Raw genomic sequence first — 19287 nt, 5'->3', positions numbered from 1 at the left:
CAAGGGGTAGAACGCTGTCCATGCGGCAGATGGGCAGTGGTCGGATGGCCATGACCGCGCGTCCGGGTGCGCGGTCATGGGCTCAGGGATGGCGACGCCCCAGGCCGGCGGGCACGCCGCTGGAGTCGGTCGGCTGCCAGGGGCCCGTGGGGCTGTTGGACCAGGTCCAGCCCTGGTTCCAGCGGTAGTAGGTGCGCTCGCGGTAATAGAGGTCCTGCTGGCCTTCGAGCACATAGACGCCCAGGGCCGTATCCCAGTAGCAGGCAGCGCCGGGCGGCGGTGCGTAGCGCGGGTGGGACTTCATCCGCGTGACCTTGGGCGGCAGCGGCTGGGAGGGCGTCACCGGCGGGCGGTTCTGCTGGCCGGGCGGCGGCAACTGCTGGGGCGTACCCGCGCTGCCGCCGTGATCAGGGGCTGGCGGTTGCAGGGAGCAACCGGCAAGGCCGAGGAGCAGGCAGGCAAGGGAAAGTCGAAGGGTCGAATTCATGGCTGCATGCTCGTCGGTCGGTGGATCAGGGCTGGTCCGGGCTGTCGATGGTCAGGCGCTGCTGCTCCTGTACAGCACTAGACAACGGCGCGCTGCGTCCGATCCATTCGCCTGCCTTGGCATTGCCCTCGCGGGAGATGCGCGCCACCAGTTGCACCTGGGCGAAGTTGGAGATCTTCAACTGCGGCATCATCGCGTCGGCGTCACTGAGCAACACCTCGGCCGGCAGTTCCTTCACCGTCAGGCGCTTCACCGCCAGCGGCATGGGCGGGCCTTCGGCGGCGCGGGCGAAGATGAACACCGCGTCGTCCGGCTGCACCTTGTCCTTGAGCGCGGCGGCCAGGTCCACACGGACCTTCAGCTGCGGCATGGACTTGGTGAAGGTCTCCGGCTCGGGCTGGGCTTCACCCTTCTCGGCGAGCTTCTCGCGGGCCCGGTCGATACCGCCCTGCAGCGCCGCGCGGGACGGGTCGTCCTGCGCCAGCACGGCGATCAGGCGCTCCCAGTAGCCGATGGCGTCGGTGAAGCGGCCATCCTCGAAACCGGCGATGCCCAGCAGGCCAAGGCTGGTGACTTCGTTGGCGTCGGCCTTCAGGGCCTCCTCGGTCAGTGCCTGCACCTCGGGGGTGAAGCGCTTGTCGCTGGCGAAATACAGCGCCTGCGCCCATTGCCCCAGCAGTTCAGGCTGGCGGCCGGCGATCTCCACGGCACGCTCGTAGGCCTTGGCGGCATCGGCGACGCGCTGCTGGGCCATGTAGGTGCGGCCGAGGAAGTACCAGCCCTCGGCGGAATCCGGCTGGGCCTTGACGACCTTCTCCAGGCGCGTGGTCATCTCTTCGATGGTCTGCGGCTGCTCGCGCATTTCGCGGGCCAGCTCCACCTTGTCGCTGGCGCCCCAGTGCAGGTACAGGCCGATGCCCAGCAGCGGCACCGCCAGTGCGGCGGCCAGCGGCAAGGCCTTGCCCAGGCGCGAGGTGCGACCCAGGTCGGCGCCTTCGGTGTCGGCCAGCAGCTCACGGGCGGCTTCGGCGCGGCCCGCTTCGAGTTGTGCTTCGGTCAGGGTGCCGGCGGCGCGCTGGCCCTGGAGTTCGGCCAGGCGCTCCTGGTACAGGGCGACGTTGAGTGCGGTGCGGTCCTCTTCGGCCTGGGCCTTGCGGCCACGCAGCACGGGGATCAGCAGGAATGCGAGCGCGACCAGCAGAAGCAGGCCGGCGGCGAGCCAGAAATCGATCATCAGTGGTTCTTGTCCTGAGTCTCTTGATTGAGCAGCGCATCCAGACGGGCACGCTCATCGCTGGTAAGCAGTGCATCACCCGGCGCGTTCTCCACGCGACGGCGACGCAGCACGATCACCCCGAGCACCAGCAGGCCACCCACCAGCAGGCCCGCCGGGCCGTACCAGAGCAGCAGGGTGCGGCCGTTGACCGGCGGCTTGTAGCGCACGAAATCGCCATAGCGGGCCACCAGGAAGTCGACGATCTCGTCGTCGCCCTTGCCCTCTTCCAGCATGCGGAAGATCTCGCGACGCAGGTCGGTGGCGATGGGGGCGTTGGAGTCGGCGATGTTCTGGTTCTGGCACTTGGGGCAACGCAGTTCTTCGGTGAGCACACGGAAGCGCTCGCGCTCCGACTCGTCCTTGAACTCGTAGGTGTCGATGGCGGCGCGGGCCACGCCGGTAAGGGCGAGGCCAAGGGCCAGGGCAGCGATCAGGCGCTTCATTGACCGGCCTCGTCGACCAGGGCCTGGTACAGCGGCGCCAGTTGCTCGCGCCAGACGACCTCGTCGATCACGCCGACGAACTTGTGGCGGATGATGCCGTTCTTGTCGATCAGGAAGGTCTCGGGGGCGCCATAGACGCCCAGGTCCAGCCCGAGGCTGCCCTTCTCGTCGCGGATGTCCAGCTGGTAGGGGTTATGGAACTCCTGCAGCCATTTCAGCGCAGCGGCGTTGTCATCCTTGTAGTTGACGCCGTGGATCACCACGCCCATCTGCGACAGCTTGTTCAGCACCGGGTGCTCGACCCGGCAGGAAATGCACCAGGTGCCCCAGACGTTGACCAGCGCCGGCTTGCCCTTGAGGTCCGCCTCGGTGAGGGTGCGCGAGCCGTCCACGGACTGCAGGGAGAACGCTGGGAACGGCTTGTCGATCAGCGCCGAGGGCAGCTCGGCGGGGTCGAGGAACAGCCCGCGGTAGAGGAACACCGCCACACCCAGGAAGATCGCCAGGGGCAGCAACAGGATCAGGCGCTTCATGCTTGTGCTCCAGCCATGCCCAGCGCATCACGCACGCGGGTCTTCACCTTGACCCGGTAACGCGGGTCGAACGCCGCCAGCACCCCGCCGAGGCCCATCAGCAGGCCACCGAACCAGATCCAGCGGACGAAGGGTTTGACGTGCACGCGCACGGCCCAGGCGCCATCGCCCAGGGGCTCGCCCAGGGCCACGTAGAGGTCGCGGGTGAGGCCGGCATCGATGCCGGCCTCGGTCATCATCGATTGCTGCACGGTGTACAGGCGCTTCTCCGGGTGCAGCACGGCGATCTCGCGGTCACCGTCGAGCACGCGCACGGTGCCCTTGTCGGAGGTGAAGTTGGGGCCTTCGTGGTGGGCAGCGCCCTCGAACACGAAGCGGTAGCCGGCCAGCTCCATGGACTCGCCCGGCTCCAGGCGCAGGTCGCGCTCGGCACTGTACTGGCTCGAAAGCACCACACCCAGTGCACACACGGCGATGCCGAGGTGGGCAAGCTGCATGCCCCAGTAGCTGCGGGTCAGGCTGCGGGAACCCTTGAGCAGGCCCTTGTGGCGGGTCTTGTCGAGCAGGTCACGCACACCGGCCAGTACCACCCAGGCGGACAGGCAGCACACCGCCAGCACCGCCCAGTGGAAGTCGCCGTAGACGTACGCCGCCACCACGCCGAGCACCAGGCTGGCGAGCAGCACCGGGCCGAGCATGCCCAGCAGCCACTTCAGCGGGGTGTCCTTCCAGCGCACCAGCACGCCCACGGCCATCACCAGCATCAGCAGCGCCATCAGCGGCACGAACAGGGCATTGAAGTACGGCGGCCCCACCGACAGCTTGGCGCCGGAGATCGCGTCCAGCACCAGCGGGTAGAGGGTGCCGAGGAGGATCATCGAGGCGGCCACCACCAGCACCAGGTTGTTCACCAGCAGCAGGGTCTCGCGGGACCAGAGGGCGAAGCCCACCTGGCTCTTGACCACCGGCGCGCGGACGGCGAACAGGGTCAGCGAACCGCCCACCACCATCAGCAGGAAGATCAGGATGAACACCCCACGCTCCGGGTCCGACGCGAAGGCGTGCACCGAGGTGAGCACGCCGGAGCGAACCAGGAAGGTACCCAGCAGGCTGAGGGAGAAGGCGGCGATGGCCAGCAGCACCGTCCAGCTCTTGAACACGCCGCGCTTCTCGGTCACCGCCAGGGAGTGGATCAGCGCGGTGCCCACCAGCCAGGGCATGAAGGAGGCGTTTTCCACCGGGTCCCAGAACCACCAGCCGCCCCAGCCGAGTTCGTAGTAGGCCCACCAGGAGCCCAGCACGATGCCGACGGTGAGGAAGGCCCAGGCGACGATGGTCCACGGGCGCGACCAGCGCGCCCAGGCGGCGTCGAGGCGACCGCCCAGCAGCGCGGCGATGGCGAAGGCGAAGGCCACCGAGAAGCCCACGTAGCCCATGTAGAGCATCGGCGGGTGGACGATCAGGCCGAAGTCCTGCAGCAGCGGGTTGAGGTCGTTGCCGTCGGCCGGCATGTTCGGCAGCAGGCGATTGAAGGGGTTGGAGGTGATGATCAGGAACGACAGGAAGCCGATGCTGATGATCCCCATCACCGCGAGCACGCGGGCCAGCATCACCTCCGGCAGTTGGCGGGAGAACACCGACACGGCGAAGGTCCAGCCGCCGAGGATCAGCGCCCAGAGCAGCAGCGAGCCCTCGTGGGCGCCCCATACGGCGCTGAACTTGTAGTACCAGGGCAGCGCGCTGTTGGAGTTGCTGGCCACATAGGAGACGGAGAAGTCGTCGACCATGAAGGCGTAGGTGAGGCAGCCGAAGGCGAAGGCGAGGAAGGCGAACTGCCCCCAGGCTGCTGGCTGGGCCAGGCTCATCCATTGGCGGTCGCCGCGCCAGGCGCCGATCAGCGGCAGAGTCGCCTGCACGGCGGCCATGCACAGGGCGAGGATCAGGGCCAGGTGGCCGAGTTCGGGAATCATGGGTCAGCCCTCTTTCTTCGCGGGGGCCATCTGGCCGCTTTCTTTCAGCGCCTTGGTCACTTCCGGCGGCATGTACTTCTCGTCGTGCTTGGCCAGCACTTCATCGGCCACCAGTACGCCGTCGGCGTCCAGCTTGCCCAGGGCGACGATGCCCTGCCCTTCGCGGAACAGGTCCGGGAGGATGCCGTGGTAGCGGATGGTCACGTCCTTGGCGAAGTCGGTGACCACGAACTGCACTTCGAGGGAGTCCTGCGAGCGCTGCACCGAGCCGTCGCGGACCATGCCGCCCGCGCGGATGCGGGTGTCCTTGGGCGCTTCGCCGTTGGCGATCTGCGTGGGGGTGTAGAACAGGTTGATGTTCTGTTGCAGCGCCGACAACGCCAGCGCCACGGCGATTCCCACACCGGCCAGGATGGCCAGGATGATGAACAGGCGCTTCTTGCGGATCGGATTCACTTCGACTCCTCCCGGCGCAAACGACGCGCCTCGTCTTGCAGGTAGCGACGGCGCGCCAGCAGCGGCAGCGCGACGTTGAGAATCAGGATGGCCAGGCTGATGCCGTAAGCGCTCCAGACATAGAGGCCGTGATGGCCCATGGCGATGAACTCACCGAACGACGCGAAATTCACGATGCCTTCTCCACCAGCGCCTTGACCTCGGCCTTGACCCAGCTGGCCCGCGCCTCGCGGCGCAGCACGTCGAGGCGCATGCGCATCATCAGGACCGCGGCGAAGAAGCAGTAGAAGCCCAGCACCATGATCAGCAGCGGCACCCACATCTCGGCGGGCATGGCCGGCTTCTCGGTCACGGTGAAGGTCGCCGGCTGGTGCAGGGTGTTCCACCACTCCACCGAGTACTTGATGATCGGAATGTTGATCACGCCGACGATGGCCAGCACCGAGCAGGCCTTGGCGGCGCTGTCACGATTGCTGATCGCCTGGCCCAGGGCAATGACACCGAAGTAGAGGAAAAGGAGGATGAGCATCGACGTCAGTCGGGCATCCCAGACCCACCAGGCGCCCCAGGTCGGGCGGCCCCAGATGGCACCAGTAAGCAGCGCGATGGCGGTCATCCAGGCACCGATGGGGGCGGCGGCCTGCAAGGCGACGTCGGCAAGCTTCATCTTCCACACCAGCCCGACCACGCCGCACACCGCCAGCATCACGTAACAAGACTGCGCCAGGAAGGCGGCCGGCACGTGGATGTAGATGATGCGGAAGCTGTTGCCCTGCTGGTAGTCCGGCGGCGCGAAGGCCAGGCCCCAGACCAGGCCGGCGGTTATCAGGATGCCCGCCGCCCAGGCGAACCAGGGCAGCCAGCGGCCGCTGATCTCATAGAACCATTTGGGCGAGCCCAGCTTGTGGAACCAGGTCCAGTTCATGAAAGCTGCCTCAAAACTACTGCGCTTGCCGATACGGCGTTGAAAGCAGGCTCGGGCTGCTCATTTAGGGCGCCTAAACTCCGCGCCCTCGCCTGCTTTCGCCTTGTCTCGGCTGCGCTCGCTACGTTTTTCAACAGCTTTCTCATGATCAGGCAACTCTGTTTCTTATTCGCCGACGCTGATGGTCAGGCCGGCGGCTATGGCAAAGGGAGTCAGGGTCACCGCCAGGGCGGTGAGGCAGGCCAGCCACAACAGGTGGCCGACTGCAGGCAGTCCTTGCAGGGCCGCTTGCATCGCCCCGCTGCCAAGAATCAGCACCGGGATGTACAGCGGCAGAATCAATAGCGCCAGCAACAGCCCGCCGCGCTTGAGGCCCACGGTCAGGGCCGCACCGACGGCACCGAGCAGGCTCAGCACCGGCGTTCCCAGCAGCAGCGAGCCGAGCAGCACCGGCAGGCAGCGCGCTGGCAGGCCCAGCATCAGCGCCAGCAGGGGCGCCAGCAGTACCAATGCCAGCCCGGAAAAAAGCCAGTGTGCCAGCACCTTGGCCAAAACCAGAAGCGGCAGGGGGTGCGGCGAAACGACCCACTGTTCAAGCGAGCCATCTTCGAAATCACTGCGGAAAAGCCCGTCCAGCGAGAGCAGGACGGCCAATAGGGCCGCCACCCAGACCAGCCCCGGAGAAAGGCTTTGCAACAATTGCGTCTCCGGGCCGACGGCCAGGGGGAACAGAGCGATGACGATAGCGAAGAACACCAGGGGGTTGGCCAGCTCCGCCGGTCGGCGGAACAGCAAGCGCGCCTCGCGGGCCACGACCAGGCTGAATACACGGATCATGCAGCGCGTCGCCCCAGGTCGAGTTCGCGGTAGCCGGCGGGAACGCGGCTCATGCTGTGGTGGGTGGTGAACACCACCAGGCCGCCGTTATCGCAGTGCTGCGCCAGGTGCTCTTCCAGTTGTGCCACGCCCTGCTTGTCGAGGGCGGTGAAGGGTTCGTCGAGGATCCACAGCGGCGGCGCGTCGAGGTAGAGGCGCGCCAGGGCCACGCGGCGCTGCTGGCCGGCGGACAGGGTATGGCAGGGCACATCTTCGAAGCCGCGCAAGCCCACCGCTTCCAGCGCCTGCCAGATGGCATCGCGGCTGGCCGGCTGGTGCAGGGCACAGAGCCAGGCGAGGTTCTCTTCGGGGCTGAGCAGCCCCTTGATGCCGGCGGCATGGCCGATCCAGAGCAGTTCGCGGGCGAGTTCACCGCGCTGCCCGGCCAGGGCAACGCCCTTCAGCCGTACTTCGCCGGCGGTGGGTTGCATCAGCCCGCAGAGCAGGCGCAGCAGGCTGGTCTTGCCGCTGCCGTTGGGGCCGGCCACCTGCAGCATCTCGCCATGGCCGAGGCGCAGGTCGAGCCGCTCGAACAGCATGCGCCAGTCGCGCTCGCAGGCGAGATCGTGGGTCTCGAGATAAGGACTGGTCACGGCAACGGATACCCTGGGGGGAACTCAAGTCATGGAGGTGCCGGCCGCTATACTCAGGTACGCGCAAAACAGCGCCCGGCCCGGACGGGGCGGCATTATACATGTCATCCACGGCCCCCGAAGGGGGCTTTCAACAGGTTGTAACCCTTTGATGACCGAGATCAGCACCTCGCGCCCCATCAGCGCCACACCACCGGCCAGCCGCCCCGTGCAAACGGTCGCGGAAGCCGCGGTCAAGCTGCTGCAACCGATCAACGGCCTGCTCTCGGCGGGGGAAAGCGCAGACGCGGAAGTGGTGAGCGTCAAGGAGTCGGCACAGAACAGCTTCCAGGTGCTGCTCAAGCTCACCCTCAACGGCGGCCAGCAGGCCACAGTGGAAGCCAGCAGCAACCGCCCCCTGGCCCAGGGCAGCCTGATCAACGTCACCGCCGTCTCGGAAACCAAGCTGATGGTGGCCCTGCAACCCGGCGGCACCGCAGCGCTGGACAGCATCGACCTCGACCAGCTGCCGGTGGGCACCCTGGTGCAGGGCAAGGTGGTTTCCAGCGAGCAACTGGCCGAAGCGCGCGCCACGGTCTATCGCTCGCTGATCAACCTGATCAACACCCCCCTGGCCGGCCGCCAGATGGCGGTGGAAGGCCCGCTGCCGCTGCCCCTCGGCAGCCTGCTCAGCGCTCAGGTGCAGAGCAGCCAGTCGCTGCAGTTTCTCCCCCTCTCCGCCCAGCTCGACCAGCTCGCCCTGACCCAGCAACTGGCCAACCAGCAAAGCCGCCAGGGCTCACTGGAAGGCCTGGTACAAGCCTTGAAGGGCATGGGCGACGAGCTGCCGAGCAACCTGCGTGGCACCGTCGACCGGCTGCTAAACAGCTTGCCCGACGCGGCCCAACTCAGTGACTCCAAGCTCCTGGCCAAGGCCATGGAGAACAGCGGCGCGCTGCTGGAGGCCCGGCTGCTGGCCGGCCACGGCGCCGCACTGGGCCAGGACATCAAGGGCAACCTGCTGCGCCTGATCGCCCAGTTGCTGCCCAACCTGCCCAATGGCCCAGCCGCACTGCCCACCGCCGGCGCCAGCAACGCCATGGCCCAGGCCTTGCCGGCCTTCATCCGCAGCGCCCTGGGCTCCCTCGGCCAGGCCAGCGCCCGCCAGCAGGCACTGAGCTTTCCCCTGCCCTCGCGCCTGGCGCAGCAGGCCGAAGGCGAAGGTGACCTGGAGCTGCTGCTGAAGATGGCCGCCGCTGCGGTCTCGCGCCTGCAGACCCACCAGCTGTCGAGCCTGGCCCAATCTCAGATGACTCCCGAGGGCAACCTGCTGACCACCTGGCAGCTGGAACTGCCCATGCGCAACAACCAGGACATCGTGCCCCTGCAGGTCAAGGTGCAGCAGGAGCAAAGCCCGCAGAAACGCAGCAAGGAAGAGCAGAAGGACACCCTGTGGCGCATCGAGCTGGCGTTCGACATGGAGCCGTTGGGGCCGCTGCAGGTGCAGGCGCAATTGCTGCGCGGCGCCATCTCCAGCCAGCTCTGGGCCGAGCGGGCCCGCACCGCCAGCCTGATCGACGGCGAGTTGCCCAACCTGCGCGAGCGCCTGGTTTCCGCCGGCCTCGAAGTCAGCGAGCTGGCCTGCCGCCAAGGCATACCGCCGCAAGGCCCGCGTACCAACCTGCAACAGCGCTGGGTGGACGAAACCGCATGAGCCCCCTCTCCTTCCCGCGCCCCCGGAGCAACCCGCAATGACCCAGGCCAAGCAGCCGCGCCAGGCCATCGCCCTGTCCTATGACGGTGTCTCCGCCCCGAGCCTCACCGCCAAGGGCGACGACGAGCTGGCGGAAGCGATTCTCGCCATCGCCCGCGAATACGAAGTGCCGATCTACGAGAACGCCGAACTGGTGCGCCTGCTGGCGCGCATGGAGTTGGGCGAGGCGATTCCCGAGGCGCTGTATCGCACCCTCGCCGAAATCATCGCCTTCGCCTGGTACCTCAAGGGCAAGTGCCCCGCCGGTTTCGTCGCCGACGGCGAACGCGACGTCACCCCACCGGTACCGCTGCTGGGCGGCCCTAGGGGCTGAGGGCCAGCACCTCGCCTTCCACCCCCTTGCCCAGGGGGAAGTCCAGCAGCTGCCAGGCGAAATAGCCTTCACGGAAGTAGAACACCTGCTTGTAGCCCCAGCTCACGGCGAGCTGCGCCGCCAAGGCGCCACGGGGGCAGACGTCACTGTCGCAGTAGATGACCAGGGGCACATGCCGGGGCCAGTGGGGCATGGCCAGCCCGGCGAAGCGGTCGGCCAGGTCGAGGTGCACCGCCCCGTGCACATGGCCCCAGCTCCACTCCGCCGAAGGCCGCACATCGATGAACAGGGCACCGTAGTCATACAGCCGCTTGGCCTGGAGCACGTTGACCGTGGTCGCGCCCTTGACGCGCAGGGGCGCCTCCTCGGCCTGGGCCAGGGGCAGAACGCAAAGCAGCAGGAAGGACAGAACACGCATGGCGGCGCTCGCGGAGTCGGGACCCGAGTCTTGAGCTTAGGCAGCGAGGGGAGCCGGCCTTGGAACTATTGGTTCAGGGCGGGCGCGCTCGTTAGAGCAGGAGGGAGTTAAAGCGGGGTTCAGCCTTGTTTCTGCTTGCGGGCCAACTGCAGCTTGCTGACCAGCTCGGCCTCGGCCTGGGTCAGGCCACAGGAATGGGTCAGGTCATCGACGCTGGCACCCATGCCGGCAAGGCGCGCGGCCTGGGTGAAGGACAGGCTGCTGGGGTCACGCTGCTCGATCTGGCTGACCTTGTCCGGCAGCGGCGCCACCACGCGGCGCAGCTCGTGCAGCTCCTCGCCCATGCGGATGGAGCCGCTGAGGTAGGCGTCGAGCCGACGCGCCAGTTCCTTGATGCGCTGGTCGCGCACCGCATCGCGCTTGGCCTGCTCCTCGGCCGCCAGGCGTTGCCCCTTCTGCAGCCGCACGCAGGTGACTGCGAGGGCTGCACAAGCGATCGCCAGGACCAGCAGCGCGATCTCGATCAGCACGTCAGATGCTCTCCAGCTCCGACCACTCTTCCTCGCTCATCATCTTGTCCAGCTCGACCAGGATCAGCAGCTCGCCGTTCTTGTTGCAGACGCCCTGGATGAACTTGGCCGATTCCTCGTTGCCCACGTTGGGCGCGGTCTCGACCTCGGACTGACGCAGGTAGACCACTTCGGCGACGCTGTCGACGAGGATGCCCACGACCTGCTTGTCCGCTTCGATGATGACGATGCGGGTGTTGTCGGTGACCGACGCCGAATCCAGGCCGAAGCGCTGGCGGGTGTCGATCACGGTGACCACGTTACCGCGCAGGTTGATGATGCCCAGCACATAGCTCGGAGCACCCGGGACCGGCGCGATCTCGGTGTAACGCAGGACTTCCTGGACCTGCATCACGTTGATGCCGTAGGTCTCGTTATCCAGGCGGAAAGTCACCCATTGCAGGATGGGATCTTCGGAACCTTGCCCTGACGATTTCTTCATGTTCCCTAGCCTCTTCTAGAACCGCCCGGGGCGGCGTTCGCGGGTTCTGCCCGCTTGTTTCAAATCCGGAGCGCCGCGCTTTCGCGAGGCGCCGGTGTTCAGTTGAGCGACATTTTCTTGACGGCACCACTGGCGATCAGTTCAGCCAGGGCGGCGACGTCCAGCAGCGCGCACATGTGTTCGATCACGGTGCCGGCGAGCCACGGACGCTGGGTGCGCTGGCTGCGCCATTTGATTTCGCTCGGGTCCAGGCGGATGGAGCGGCTCACCTGGTGCACGGCCAGGCCCCACTCGTACCCCTGGACCGAGATAACGTACTGCAAGCCTTCGCGGAAATCATCGCGGTAGCGGTCCGGCATGACCCAGCGCGCGGTGTCGAGCACCTTCAGGTTACCCCCCTGGCTCGGCAGGATGCCGAGGAACCAGTCGGGCTGGCCGAACAGCGGCGTGAGTTCCTGGCCTGCCAGCGGGTAGATGGAGCCCAGGCACACAAGCGGCACCGCGAGGGTGAGGCCGGCGACATCGAACAGCAGGCACTCGAAGGGTTCTTCAGCCCAGCTGGGGCGGCCGTCGGAAGCCACCGGCTCGCTGTCCAGCAGCGGCGCATTGGCGGTCTTCAGCTCGGCAACCGGCTCCACCAGGGTCGGGCGGGCGATCGGGGCGGCAGGCGGCGGGACAGGCACCGGCGCTACGGGCTTGACCTCGGTACGCAACTCCGTCGGTGCGGCGACCAGGGTGCGCAGCGGCGTGGCCTCCAGCACCGGCCTGGCCACGGGCGCAGGCGCCGATACCGCCGCGGCGATCGGGGCAGGCGCAGGGGCCGGCACAGCGGCGATCACCGGTTTGACGGTCAGCCGGGCATCACGAACCTGTTCCTCCAGCACGGCAGCCTCGAACTCGTCCAGGCTGATGCTGTCGGCGAATTCGACGGCCGCTTCCTGCAGCAGGGAATCGAGGTAGGACTGCAAGGCCAGCTGCGGCCTTGTGGCGGTGGCGACGGTACGGCTCATGGATGGGACCTGCAGGAGTGGACTCCACAGTCTATCGGCAGCAAGGCTGCGGGACTTGAGGTATGCAGTTCAGCATAGTCGGTCATTTCAGGCTACCTGGGCGGCCAGTTGCTGACTGAGCAAATGCTTGAGCAGCGCGCGATAGGCGATCACCCCGCGGCTGTTGGAATCGTATTGCGAAGGCGTGACCCCGGCGCGGCTGGCATCACGCAGGCGGGTATCCACCGGGATATAGGCCGGCCACAGGTGCTCGGGATAGGAATTGCGCAGCACCCGCAGGGTATTCAGGGAGGCCTGGGTACGGCGGTCGAACAGGGTCGGCACGATGGTGTAGGGCAACGCCTGCTTGCGCGAGCGGTTGATCATCGCCAGGGTGCTGACCATGCGCTCCAGGCCCTTGACGGCGAGGAACTCGGTCTGCACCGGGATCACCAGCTGCTGGCTGGCGGCCAGGGCGTTGACCATCAGCACGCCCAGCAGCGGCGGGCTGTCGATGATGGCGTGGTCGAACTCCTGCCACAGCTGCGCCAGGCTCTTGGCGATCACCAGGCCCAGGCCGTTCTGCCCGGGCGACTGGCGCTCCAGGGTAGCCAGCGCGGTGCTCGAAGGCAGCAGCGAGATGCGTTCGTGGCTGGTCTGCAGCAGCAGCTGCCGCGGCAGGCCATCGGGCACCGTGCCCTGGTGCAGGAACAGGTCGAAGCAGCTGTGTTCCAGGGTGTCCGGGTCATGCCCGAAGTAGCTGGTCATGGAACCGTGGGGGTCGAGGTCGACCACGACCACGCGCTTGCCGGCATCGGCCAGCAGGCCCGCCAGTGCGATCGACGAGGTGGTCTTGCCCACTCCACCCTTTTGATTGGCTACCGCCCAAACTCTCATGGTCTTCATCCTCCCGGCAGAAACGCCGCCTTGCCGAGAATCATTGTCCGCCCGCAGGGGCCGGCGACGGGGAATTGACGGCCCCCGCTGCTGGGGGCCTCGCTTCTGGCGCTGGTGCAGGTTGCGTGCCAGCACGCTGCAGGGCGCCATCCGGTTTTGCGTTGGCGCTGCCTACGCCACTGACCGCACGACGCACGTCCAGGTTGCGCGACACCACCAATACCACGCGCCGGTTGCGCCCGCGCCCTTCGGCCGTCGCATTGTCCGCCACCGGCTGGAACTCGCCATAGCCGACTGCGGCCAGGCGCGCCGGGTTCACGCCATCCATCGAGAGCATGCGCACGATGCTCGAGGCCCGTGCCGTAGACAGCTCCCAGTTGGAAGGATAGTTCGCCGTATTGATCGGCAGGTTATCGGTGAAACCTTCTACGTGCACCGGGTTTTCGTAGGGCGCCAGGATCTTGGCCACCTTCTCGATCAGGGTGAAGGCTTCGTTGGCCGGTATCGCGTCGCCGCTGGGGAACAGCAGGCTGGAGTTGAGCTCGATCTCCACCCACAGCTCATTGCCGCGAACCGTCATCTGCCCGTCCTTGATCAGCTCGCCAAAGGCCTCGCTGATGTCCTGGCTGATCTCCTGCAGCGGATCGGTAGCAGCGCTCGGCGTATCACTGGAGCCGCTGTCGGTCATGGACTTGTCCGCCTCGGTGGTACGCGGGCGCTCATCGCCAACGGGGATCGGCTTGATCGAGCGATCCGGCTGGCTGAAGACGCCGGTGAGGGTCTCCGAAAGGATCTTGTACTTGCCTTCGTTGATCGAGGAGATGGAGTACATCACCACGAAAAAGGCGAACAGCAGGGTGATGAAGTCCGCGTAGGAGACCAGCCAACGCTCGTGATTCTCGTGTTCTTCCTGATGACGTCTGCGGGCCATGTCGCCTCCATCAATCCATGAAGCCTTGCAGCTTCAACTCGATGGAGCGGGGATTCTCGCCCTCGCCGATGGAGAGGATGCCTTCGAGCAGCATCTCCCGATAGCGCGACTGGCGCATGGCGATGGACTTGAGCTTGTTACCGATCGGCAGCAGCAGCAGGTTGGCGAAGCCGACGCCATAGATGGTGGCGACGAAGGCCACGGCGATGCCACCGCCCAGCTGGCTGGGGTCCGCCAGGTTACCCATGACATGGATCAGGCCCATTACCGCACCGATGATGCCGATGGTCGGCGCGTAGCCGCCCATGCTTTCGAACACCTTGGCGGCCTGGATATCACGGGCTTCCTGGGTGTAGAGGTCCACCTCGAGGATGCTGCGGATAGCTTCCGGTTCGGCACCGTCCACCAACAGCTGCAGGCCCTTGCGGGCGTACGGGTCCGGCTCGGAATCGGCGATGGGCTCGAGGCCCAGCAGGCCTTCCTTGCGGGCAGCCATGCTCCAGCCGACCACGCGGTTGATGCCGCCGGCCAGGTCGATCTGCGGGGGGAAGATGATCCAGCGAATGGTCACCAGGGACCGCTTGAACACACTCATCGGGGTCTGCAGGAACGCAGCCCCGAGGGTACCGCCCACCACGATCAGCGCAGCGGGGCCGTTGAGCAACGCCCCCGCGTGGCCACCTTCGAGGTAGTTGCCGCCGATGATGGCGACGAGTGCGAGTATGACGCCGACAACGCTCAGTACATCCATTGACGCGCGTTCTCCATTACAGGCACGCCTCGGCTATGTGCCTGCCGATATCGTCGAGCCCGTAGACGGCGTCGGCCAGGTTGGCCTTCACGATGGCCATGGGCATGCCGTAGATCACGCAGCTGGCTTCATCCTGCGCCCAGACCTGGCTGCCGCCCTGCTTGAGCAGGCGAGCGCCTTCCCGGCCATCGGCGCCCATGCCGGTGAGCACCACCGCCAGGACCTTGTCGTTATAGGCCTTGGCCGCAGAGCCGAAGGTGATGTCGACACAGGGCTTGTAGTTCAGCCGCTCGTCACCCGGGAGGATGCGCACGGTGCCACGGCCGTCGACCATCATCTGCTTGCCGCCCGGTGCCAGCAGGGCCAGGCCGGGGCGCAGCACATCGCCGTCCTCAGCTTCCTTGACGGAAATCCGGCAGAGCTTGTCGAGGCGCTCGGCGAAGGCCTTGGTGAAGGCTGCCGGCATGTGCTGGATCAGGACGATGGGCGCCGGAAAGTTGCCGGGCAGCTGGGTCAGCACCCGCTGCAGGGCCACCGGGCCGCCGGTCGAGGTGCCGATGGCCACCAGCTTGTAAGACTTGCGTTTGGGAGCCGGGCTGGACGAGCCCCCCGAGCTGGAAGCCGGCGCAGGTGCGGCACCGGCGCTGGGGCGCGACGGGGCCGGCGTGGGCGCAGCGGGGCTGGGCGCCGACGCCGGGGCTGCCGGCGCTGGGCTGTAGCTGCTGTAGCGACGGTTGCTGCGGGCGATGCTGTGCACCTTCTCGCAGAGCAGTTGCTTGACCTTGTCGGGGTTGCGCGAGATGTCCTCGAAGTTCTTCGGCAGGAAATCCACCGCACCCGCGTCGAGGGCGTCCAGGGTCACCCGGGCGCCTTCGTGGGTCAGGGAAGAAAACATCAGCACGGGGGTCGGGCAGCGCTGCATGATGTGCCGCACTGCGGTGATGCCGTCCATCATCGGCATCTCGTAGTCCATGGTGATCACGTCCGGCTTGAGCGCCAGCGCCTGATCGATGGCTTCGCGACCGTTGGTGGCGGTGCCGATCACCTGGATATTGGGGTCGGCGGACAGAATCTCCGAGACACGACGACGGAAGAAACCGGAGTCATCAACCACCAGAACCTTGACTGCCATAAACACTCCTAACAGGCGGCCCGCCAGGGCCGCCTAAACGATCAACCGCGGCGCGCGTAGCGCTTGAGCATGCTCGGCACGTCGAGAATCAGGGCGATGCGTCCATCGCCGGTGATGGTGGCGCCGGACATGCCGGGAGTGCCCTGGAGCATCTTGCCCAGGGGCTTGATCACCACCTCTTCCTGGCCGACCAACTGGTCCACCACGAAGCCGATGCGCTGGGTGCCCACGGAGAGGATCACCACATGGCCTTCGCCCTGTTCCTCGTGGGCCGCGTTACGCACCAGCCAACGCTTGAGGTAGAACAGCGGCAGCGCCTTGTCGCGCACGATCACCACTTCCTGGCCGTCCACCACGTTGGTGCGCGACAGATCGAGGTGGAAGATCTCGTTGACGTTGACCAGCGGGAAGGCGAAGGCCTGGTTGCCCAGCATCACCATCAGGGTCGGCATGATCGCCAGGGTCAGCGGCACCTTGATGACGATCTTCGCAGCCCTGCCCCTTCTGCGAGAACACGTTGACCGTGCCGTTGAGCTGGGAAATCTTGGTCTTCACCACGTCCATGCCGACACCGCGGCCGGAGACGTCGGAAATCTCGGTCTTGGTCGAGAAGCCCGGGGCGAAGATCAGGTTGTAGCACTCGAGATCGGTCAGGCGGTCGGCGGCGTCCTTGTCCAGCAGCCCCTTCTCCACCGCCTTGGCGCGGAGGATATTGGCGTCCATCCCCTTGCCGTCGTCGGTGATCATCAGAAGGATGTGGTCGCCTTCCTGTTCGGCGGAGAGCACCACGCGGCCGGTGCGCGGCTTGCCGGCGGCCTCGCGCTCCTCGGGCGTCTCGACGCCGTGATCGACGGCGTTGCGCACAAGGTGGACCAGCGGGTCGGCCAGGGCCTCGACCAGGTTCTTGTCGAGGTCGGTCTCTTCACCCACCAGCTCGAGGTTGATCTCTTTCTTCAGGTTGCGCGCCAGGTCGCGGACCAGGCGCGGGAAGCGGCCGAAGACCTTCTTGATCGGCTGCATGCGGGTCTTCATGACCGCGGTCTGCAGGTCGGCGGTGACCACGTCGAGGTTGGACACGGCCTTGGCCATGGACTCGTCACCGCTGTTGAGGCCCAGGCGCACAAGGCGGTTACGCACCAATACCAGCTCGCCGACCATGTTCATGATCTCGTCCAGGCGCGCGGTGTCGACGCGTACCGTGGTCTCGGCCTCGCTGGCGGCGGACGCGGCCTTGTCGCCACCCGCGGCAGGCGCGGGAGCGGCCGCAGGCTTGGCAGCGGGCTTGGGCGGCTCAGCCGCCTTGGGAGCAGCAGCCGGTTTCGCGGCGGCAGGCTTGGCGGCCGGAGCGGCAGCGGGCTTGGCCGGAGCAGCCGGTTTGGCAGGGGCTGCCTCCGCGGCGTCGGCAACGAACTTGCCCTTGCCGTGGAGCTGATCGAGCAGCGCTTCGAATTCGTCGTCAGTGATGTTTTCGCCGGCGCCGGCAGTAGGTGCCGCAGGAGCCTTGTCGGCCGGAGCGGCAACCGCAGGGGCCTCGACCTCAGCGGCGGCCACGAACTTGCCTTTGCCATGCAACTGGTCGAGCAGCGCTTCGAACTCGTCGTCGCTGATCTCGTCACCGCCACCGGCAGGTGCCGCAGGCGCGGGCGCCGGGGCGGCGGCCTTGGCAGGCGCAGCAGGGGCCTGCTCGGCCACGAACTTGCCCTTGCCGTGCAGTTGGTCGAGCAGCGCTTCGAACTCGTCGTCGCTGATTTCGTCAGCCCCGGCAGCGGCCGATGAGGCCGCGCTGACGCTCGACTCGGCGGCGGGCTCATCGAGCACGTTGAGCAGCTGTTCGAACTCGCTGTCGGTGATATCACCGGACGCGGCTTCGGCTTCAGCAACGGGCTCAGGCTCGGGCTCGTACTCCGGTTCGGCAGCCGCCTCGTCACCACCCGGCTCGGCCAGGCGTGCCAGGGCAGCCAGCAGCTCCGGCGTGGCCGGCGTCGGCTCGGCGCGCTCGCGTACCTGGCTGAACATCTCGTTGACCGTGTCCAGCGCTTGCAGGACCACGTCCATGAGCTCCGCCGTCACACGGCGTTCGCCCTTGCGCAAGATGTCGAAGACGTTCTCGGCGATGTGGCAGCACTCCACCAGCGCATTCAGCTGGAGGAAGCCGGCACCACCCTTGACCGTGTGGAAGCCGCGGAAAATGGCATTGAGCAGATCCATATCGTCCGGACGGCTCTCGAGCTCGACCAGCTGTTCGGACAATTGCTCCAATATTTCGCCGGCCTCAACCAGGAAGTCCTGGAGGATTTCTTCATCGGCGTCGAAGCTCATTCGGTTGCTCCCTAGAATCCAAGGCTGGATAACAGATCATCGACATCGACCTGACCGGACACGACATCATCACGCTTATCGGCATTGATCTGCGGACCTTCACCCCTGGAAGGCTCTTTTTGTTTTTCTTTTTCAGCCACGATCTCCGCACGGTCGTGGTGGATACCAGCGAAGCGATCGACATCGCTGGCCATCAGTACCAATTTCACCAGGTTGCTCTCGACCTCGGTGACCAGTTGGGTGACGCGCTTGATCACCTGGCCGGTGAGATCCTGATAGTCCTGGGCAAGGAGGATGTCGTTCATCCTCGACGAAAGCTGTTCGGTATCGCGTTGACTGCGAGCAAGGAAAGTCCCGATGCGCTCGGCCAGGTCGCGGAAGGCATCCGCGCCAATTTCCCGACGCATGAAGCGCCCCCACTCCTCTCCCAGGCTCTGGGCTTCATCGCCTAGACCATTGAGCAGCGGTGCGCTCTCCTCCACCAGGTCCATGGTCCGGTTCGCGGCCTTCTCGGTCATCTTCACCACGTAGGAAAGACGATCCGCGGCGTCGGCGATCTGCGAAACCTCGGTGGCATGGGGCAGGTGCGGGTCGATCTGGAAGTTGACGATCGCGGTGTGCAGCTCGCGCGTCAGCTTGCCGACTTCCTGGTACAGCCGCGATCACGGACTTTGTTGAGTTCATGGATGAGTTGCACGGCATCGCCGAAATTGCCTTTTTCAAGGGTATCGACCAGCTCGCGCGCATGGTTTTTCAGGGTCGACTCAAGGTCTCCCGGTTGGGAATCTTTTTGGTCCATGGCGTCCTCGCGACTGGCATCAGCCGTTGACCCGTTCGAAGATCTTCTCGATCTTCTCTTTGAGCACCTGGGCGGTGAAAGGCTTGACCACATAGCCGTTCACACCGGCCTGGGCCGCTTCGATGATCTGGTCACGCTTGGCCTCGGCCGTCACCATCAGCACCGGCAGGTGCTTGAGGCGCTCGTCGGCACGCACGGCGCGCAACAGATCGATCCCGGTCATGCCCGGCATGTTCCAGTCGGTGACCAGGAAATCGAAGTTGCCACTGTGCAGCATGGGTAGAGCGGTGGTGCCATCATCGGCCTCTGCGGTATTGGTGAAACCCAAGTCACGCAGGAGGTTCTTGATGATGCGTCTCATCGTCGAGAAATCGTCCACGATGAGGATTTTCATGTTCTTGTCCAAATCGACCTC

The 19287-nt window shown here is 66.2% G+C and carries 21 protein-coding genes and 2 pseudogenes; 2 read left to right on the top strand and 21 right to left on the bottom strand.

The genetic code is table 11. The features are described 5' to 3' along the window. Positions 1–82: 82 nt before the first annotated feature. From ACXI0U_RS07960 to ccmA, 10 genes are all read right to left on the bottom strand, one after another. Complete coding sequence (locus ACXI0U_RS07960; protein ID WP_263402070.1) at positions 83–487, bottom strand: hypothetical protein; 405 nt, start codon at positions 485–487, stop codon at positions 83–85. Between the two features lie 25 nt (positions 488–512). Next, positions 513–1721 carry a c-type cytochrome biogenesis protein CcmI gene (gene ccmI, locus ACXI0U_RS07955; RefSeq protein WP_479549981.1) on the bottom strand — a complete coding sequence of 403 codons (1209 nt, stop codon included), beginning with the start codon at positions 1719–1721 and terminating at the stop codon, positions 513–515. Beyond that, positions 1721–2206, bottom strand: a complete 486-nt coding sequence (locus ACXI0U_RS07950; RefSeq protein ID WP_431484011.1) for a cytochrome c-type biogenesis protein — start codon at positions 2204–2206, stop codon at positions 1721–1723. Before ACXI0U_RS07950 ends, ccmI begins: the two co-directional genes overlap by 1 nt. Next, entirely contained in the window at positions 2203–2739 is a 537-nt protein-coding gene (locus tag ACXI0U_RS07945; protein WP_479549980.1) for a DsbE family thiol:disulfide interchange protein, read from the bottom strand. The genes ACXI0U_RS07950 and ACXI0U_RS07945 overlap by 4 nt, the downstream gene beginning before the upstream one ends. After that, positions 2736–4709, bottom strand: a complete 1974-nt coding sequence (locus tag ACXI0U_RS07940) for a heme lyase CcmF/NrfE family subunit (RefSeq protein WP_021220557.1) — start codon at positions 4707–4709, stop codon at positions 2736–2738. The genes ACXI0U_RS07945 and ACXI0U_RS07940 overlap by 4 nt, the downstream gene beginning before the upstream one ends. A 3-nt stretch (positions 4710–4712) precedes the next feature. Further along, on the bottom strand, positions 4713–5165 hold the full coding sequence (gene ccmE / locus ACXI0U_RS07935; protein ID WP_021220558.1) for a cytochrome c maturation protein CcmE: 453 nt from the start codon (positions 5163–5165) through the stop codon (positions 4713–4715). Next, positions 5162–5338, bottom strand: coding sequence for a heme exporter protein CcmD (gene ccmD, locus ACXI0U_RS07930; RefSeq protein WP_043245772.1), 177 nt, complete (start codon positions 5336–5338; stop codon positions 5162–5164). The genes ccmE and ccmD overlap by 4 nt, the downstream gene beginning before the upstream one ends. Further along, positions 5335–6090 carry a heme ABC transporter permease gene (locus ACXI0U_RS07925; RefSeq protein ID WP_021220560.1) on the bottom strand — a complete coding sequence of 252 codons (756 nt, stop codon included), beginning with the start codon at positions 6088–6090 and terminating at the stop codon, positions 5335–5337. The genes ccmD and ACXI0U_RS07925 overlap by 4 nt, the downstream gene beginning before the upstream one ends. A gap of 165 nt (positions 6091–6255) precedes the next feature. Continuing rightward, positions 6256–6927 carry a heme exporter protein CcmB gene (gene ccmB, locus ACXI0U_RS07920; RefSeq protein ID WP_021220561.1) on the bottom strand — a complete coding sequence of 224 codons (672 nt, stop codon included), beginning with the start codon at positions 6925–6927 and terminating at the stop codon, positions 6256–6258. Further along, the gene (gene ccmA / locus ACXI0U_RS07915) at positions 6924–7559 is read right to left on the bottom strand and encodes a cytochrome c biogenesis heme-transporting ATPase CcmA (RefSeq protein ID WP_031288161.1); all 636 of its coding nucleotides are present in this window, start codon (positions 7557–7559) and stop codon (positions 6924–6926) included. Before ccmA ends, ccmB begins: the two co-directional genes overlap by 4 nt. A 151-nt stretch (positions 7560–7710) precedes the next feature. Here ccmA and fliK point away from each other — a divergent pair, with 151 nt between their 5' ends. After that, positions 7711–9252 carry a flagellar hook-length control protein FliK gene (gene fliK, locus ACXI0U_RS07910; RefSeq protein ID WP_431484009.1) on the top strand — a complete coding sequence of 514 codons (1542 nt, stop codon included), beginning with the start codon at positions 7711–7713 and terminating at the stop codon, positions 9250–9252. A 37-nt stretch (positions 9253–9289) separates the two neighbouring features. After that, positions 9290–9625 (top strand): EscU/YscU/HrcU family type III secretion system export apparatus switch protein, encoded by a 336-nt coding sequence (locus ACXI0U_RS07905; protein ID WP_021220564.1) that lies wholly within the window; start codon positions 9290–9292, stop codon positions 9623–9625. On the opposite strand, the gene ACXI0U_RS07900 is transcribed toward ACXI0U_RS07905, so the two are convergent. From ACXI0U_RS07900 to ACXI0U_RS07850, 11 genes and pseudogenes are all read right to left on the bottom strand, one after another. After that, positions 9615–10043, bottom strand: coding sequence for a rhodanese-like domain-containing protein (locus ACXI0U_RS07900; protein ID WP_021220565.1), 429 nt, complete (start codon positions 10041–10043; stop codon positions 9615–9617). The genes ACXI0U_RS07905 and ACXI0U_RS07900 overlap by 11 nt on opposite strands. A gap of 119 nt (positions 10044–10162) precedes the next feature. Continuing rightward, positions 10163–10570, bottom strand: coding sequence for a DUF2802 domain-containing protein (locus tag ACXI0U_RS07895; RefSeq protein ID WP_201769973.1), 408 nt, complete (start codon positions 10568–10570; stop codon positions 10163–10165). 4 nt (positions 10571–10574) lie between these two features. Further along, positions 10575–11054, bottom strand: coding sequence for a chemotaxis protein CheW (locus ACXI0U_RS07890; protein WP_021220567.1), 480 nt, complete (start codon positions 11052–11054; stop codon positions 10575–10577). A gap of 98 nt (positions 11055–11152) precedes the next feature. Next, the gene (locus ACXI0U_RS07885; RefSeq protein WP_431484008.1) at positions 11153–12064 is read right to left on the bottom strand and encodes a CheW domain-containing protein; all 912 of its coding nucleotides are present in this window, start codon (positions 12062–12064) and stop codon (positions 11153–11155) included. An 87-nt stretch (positions 12065–12151) separates the two neighbouring features. Beyond that, positions 12152–12940 (bottom strand): ParA family protein, encoded by a 789-nt coding sequence (locus ACXI0U_RS07880; RefSeq protein WP_031288163.1) that lies wholly within the window; start codon positions 12938–12940, stop codon positions 12152–12154. A 40-nt stretch (positions 12941–12980) separates the two neighbouring features. Then, positions 12981–13871: a flagellar motor protein MotD gene (gene motD / locus ACXI0U_RS07875; RefSeq protein ID WP_265168134.1), complete on the bottom strand. Its 891-nt coding sequence runs from the start codon at positions 13869–13871 to the stop codon at positions 12981–12983. A gap of 10 nt (positions 13872–13881) precedes the next feature. Next, a complete protein-coding gene (locus ACXI0U_RS07870; protein ID WP_021220571.1) occupies positions 13882–14622 on the bottom strand; it encodes a flagellar motor protein in 741 nt (246 codons plus the stop codon). A gap of 16 nt (positions 14623–14638) precedes the next feature. Continuing rightward, positions 14639–15754 (bottom strand): protein-glutamate methylesterase/protein-glutamine glutaminase, encoded by a 1116-nt coding sequence (locus ACXI0U_RS07865; protein WP_043244984.1) that lies wholly within the window; start codon positions 15752–15754, stop codon positions 14639–14641. A gap of 41 nt (positions 15755–15795) precedes the next feature. Continuing rightward, positions 15796–18073: pseudogene (locus tag ACXI0U_RS07860) on the bottom strand (chemotaxis protein CheA). 11 nt (positions 18074–18084) lie between these two features. Further along, a pseudogene (locus ACXI0U_RS07855) lies at positions 18085–18872 on the bottom strand (protein phosphatase CheZ). A 19-nt stretch (positions 18873–18891) separates the two neighbouring features. Next, positions 18892–19266 (bottom strand): chemotaxis response regulator CheY, encoded by a 375-nt coding sequence (locus ACXI0U_RS07850; protein WP_003083073.1) that lies wholly within the window; start codon positions 19264–19266, stop codon positions 18892–18894. Between the last annotated feature and the right edge of the window lie 21 nt (positions 19267–19287).

Source organism: Pseudomonas sp. C9D1 (genome assembly GCF_056491235.1).
This window is presented reverse-complemented; position numbering and strand designations above follow the sequence as displayed.

What these genes read in the sequence shown, in the direction of transcription:
- ACXI0U_RS07960 (WP_263402070.1), bottom strand. Translation starts at nt 487, where the DNA reads ATGAATTCGACCCTTCGACTTTCCCTTGCCTGCCTGCTCCTCGGCCTT.
- ccmI (WP_479549981.1), bottom strand. Translation starts at nt 1,721, where the DNA reads ATGATCGATTTCTGGCTCGCCGCCGGCCTGCTTCTGCTGGTCGCGCTC.
- ACXI0U_RS07950 (WP_431484011.1), bottom strand. Translation starts at nt 2,206, where the DNA reads ATGAAGCGCCTGATCGCTGCCCTGGCCCTTGGCCTCGCCCTTACCGGC.
- ACXI0U_RS07945 (WP_479549980.1), bottom strand. Translation starts at nt 2,739, where the DNA reads ATGAAGCGCCTGATCCTGTTGCTGCCCCTGGCGATCTTCCTGGGTGTG.
- ACXI0U_RS07940 (WP_021220557.1), bottom strand. Translation starts at nt 4,709, where the DNA reads ATGATTCCCGAACTCGGCCACCTGGCCCTGATCCTCGCCCTGTGCATG.
- ACXI0U_RS07925 (WP_021220560.1), bottom strand. Translation starts at nt 6,090, where the DNA reads ATGAACTGGACCTGGTTCCACAAGCTGGGCTCGCCCAAATGGTTCTAT.
- ccmB (WP_021220561.1), bottom strand. Translation starts at nt 6,927, where the DNA reads ATGATCCGTGTATTCAGCCTGGTCGTGGCCCGCGAGGCGCGCTTGCTG.
- fliK (WP_431484009.1), top strand. Translation starts at nt 7,711, where the DNA reads ATGACCGAGATCAGCACCTCGCGCCCCATCAGCGCCACACCACCGGCC.
- ACXI0U_RS07905 (WP_021220564.1), top strand. Translation starts at nt 9,290, where the DNA reads ATGACCCAGGCCAAGCAGCCGCGCCAGGCCATCGCCCTGTCCTATGAC.
- ACXI0U_RS07900 (WP_021220565.1), bottom strand. Translation starts at nt 10,043, where the DNA reads ATGCGTGTTCTGTCCTTCCTGCTGCTTTGCGTTCTGCCCCTGGCCCAG.
- ACXI0U_RS07890 (WP_021220567.1), bottom strand. Translation starts at nt 11,054, where the DNA reads ATGAAGAAATCGTCAGGGCAAGGTTCCGAAGATCCCATCCTGCAATGG.
- ACXI0U_RS07885 (WP_431484008.1), bottom strand. Translation starts at nt 12,064, where the DNA reads ATGAGCCGTACCGTCGCCACCGCCACAAGGCCGCAGCTGGCCTTGCAG.
- ACXI0U_RS07880 (WP_031288163.1), bottom strand. Translation starts at nt 12,940, where the DNA reads ATGAGAGTTTGGGCGGTAGCCAATCAAAAGGGTGGAGTGGGCAAGACC.
- motD (WP_265168134.1), bottom strand. Translation starts at nt 13,871, where the DNA reads ATGGCCCGCAGACGTCATCAGGAAGAACACGAGAATCACGAGCGTTGG.
- ACXI0U_RS07870 (WP_021220571.1), bottom strand. Translation starts at nt 14,622, where the DNA reads ATGGATGTACTGAGCGTTGTCGGCGTCATACTCGCACTCGTCGCCATC.
- ACXI0U_RS07865 (WP_043244984.1), bottom strand. Translation starts at nt 15,754, where the DNA reads ATGGCAGTCAAGGTTCTGGTGGTTGATGACTCCGGTTTCTTCCGTCGT.
- ACXI0U_RS07850 (WP_003083073.1), bottom strand. Translation starts at nt 19,266, where the DNA reads ATGAAAATCCTCATCGTGGACGATTTCTCGACGATGAGACGCATCATC.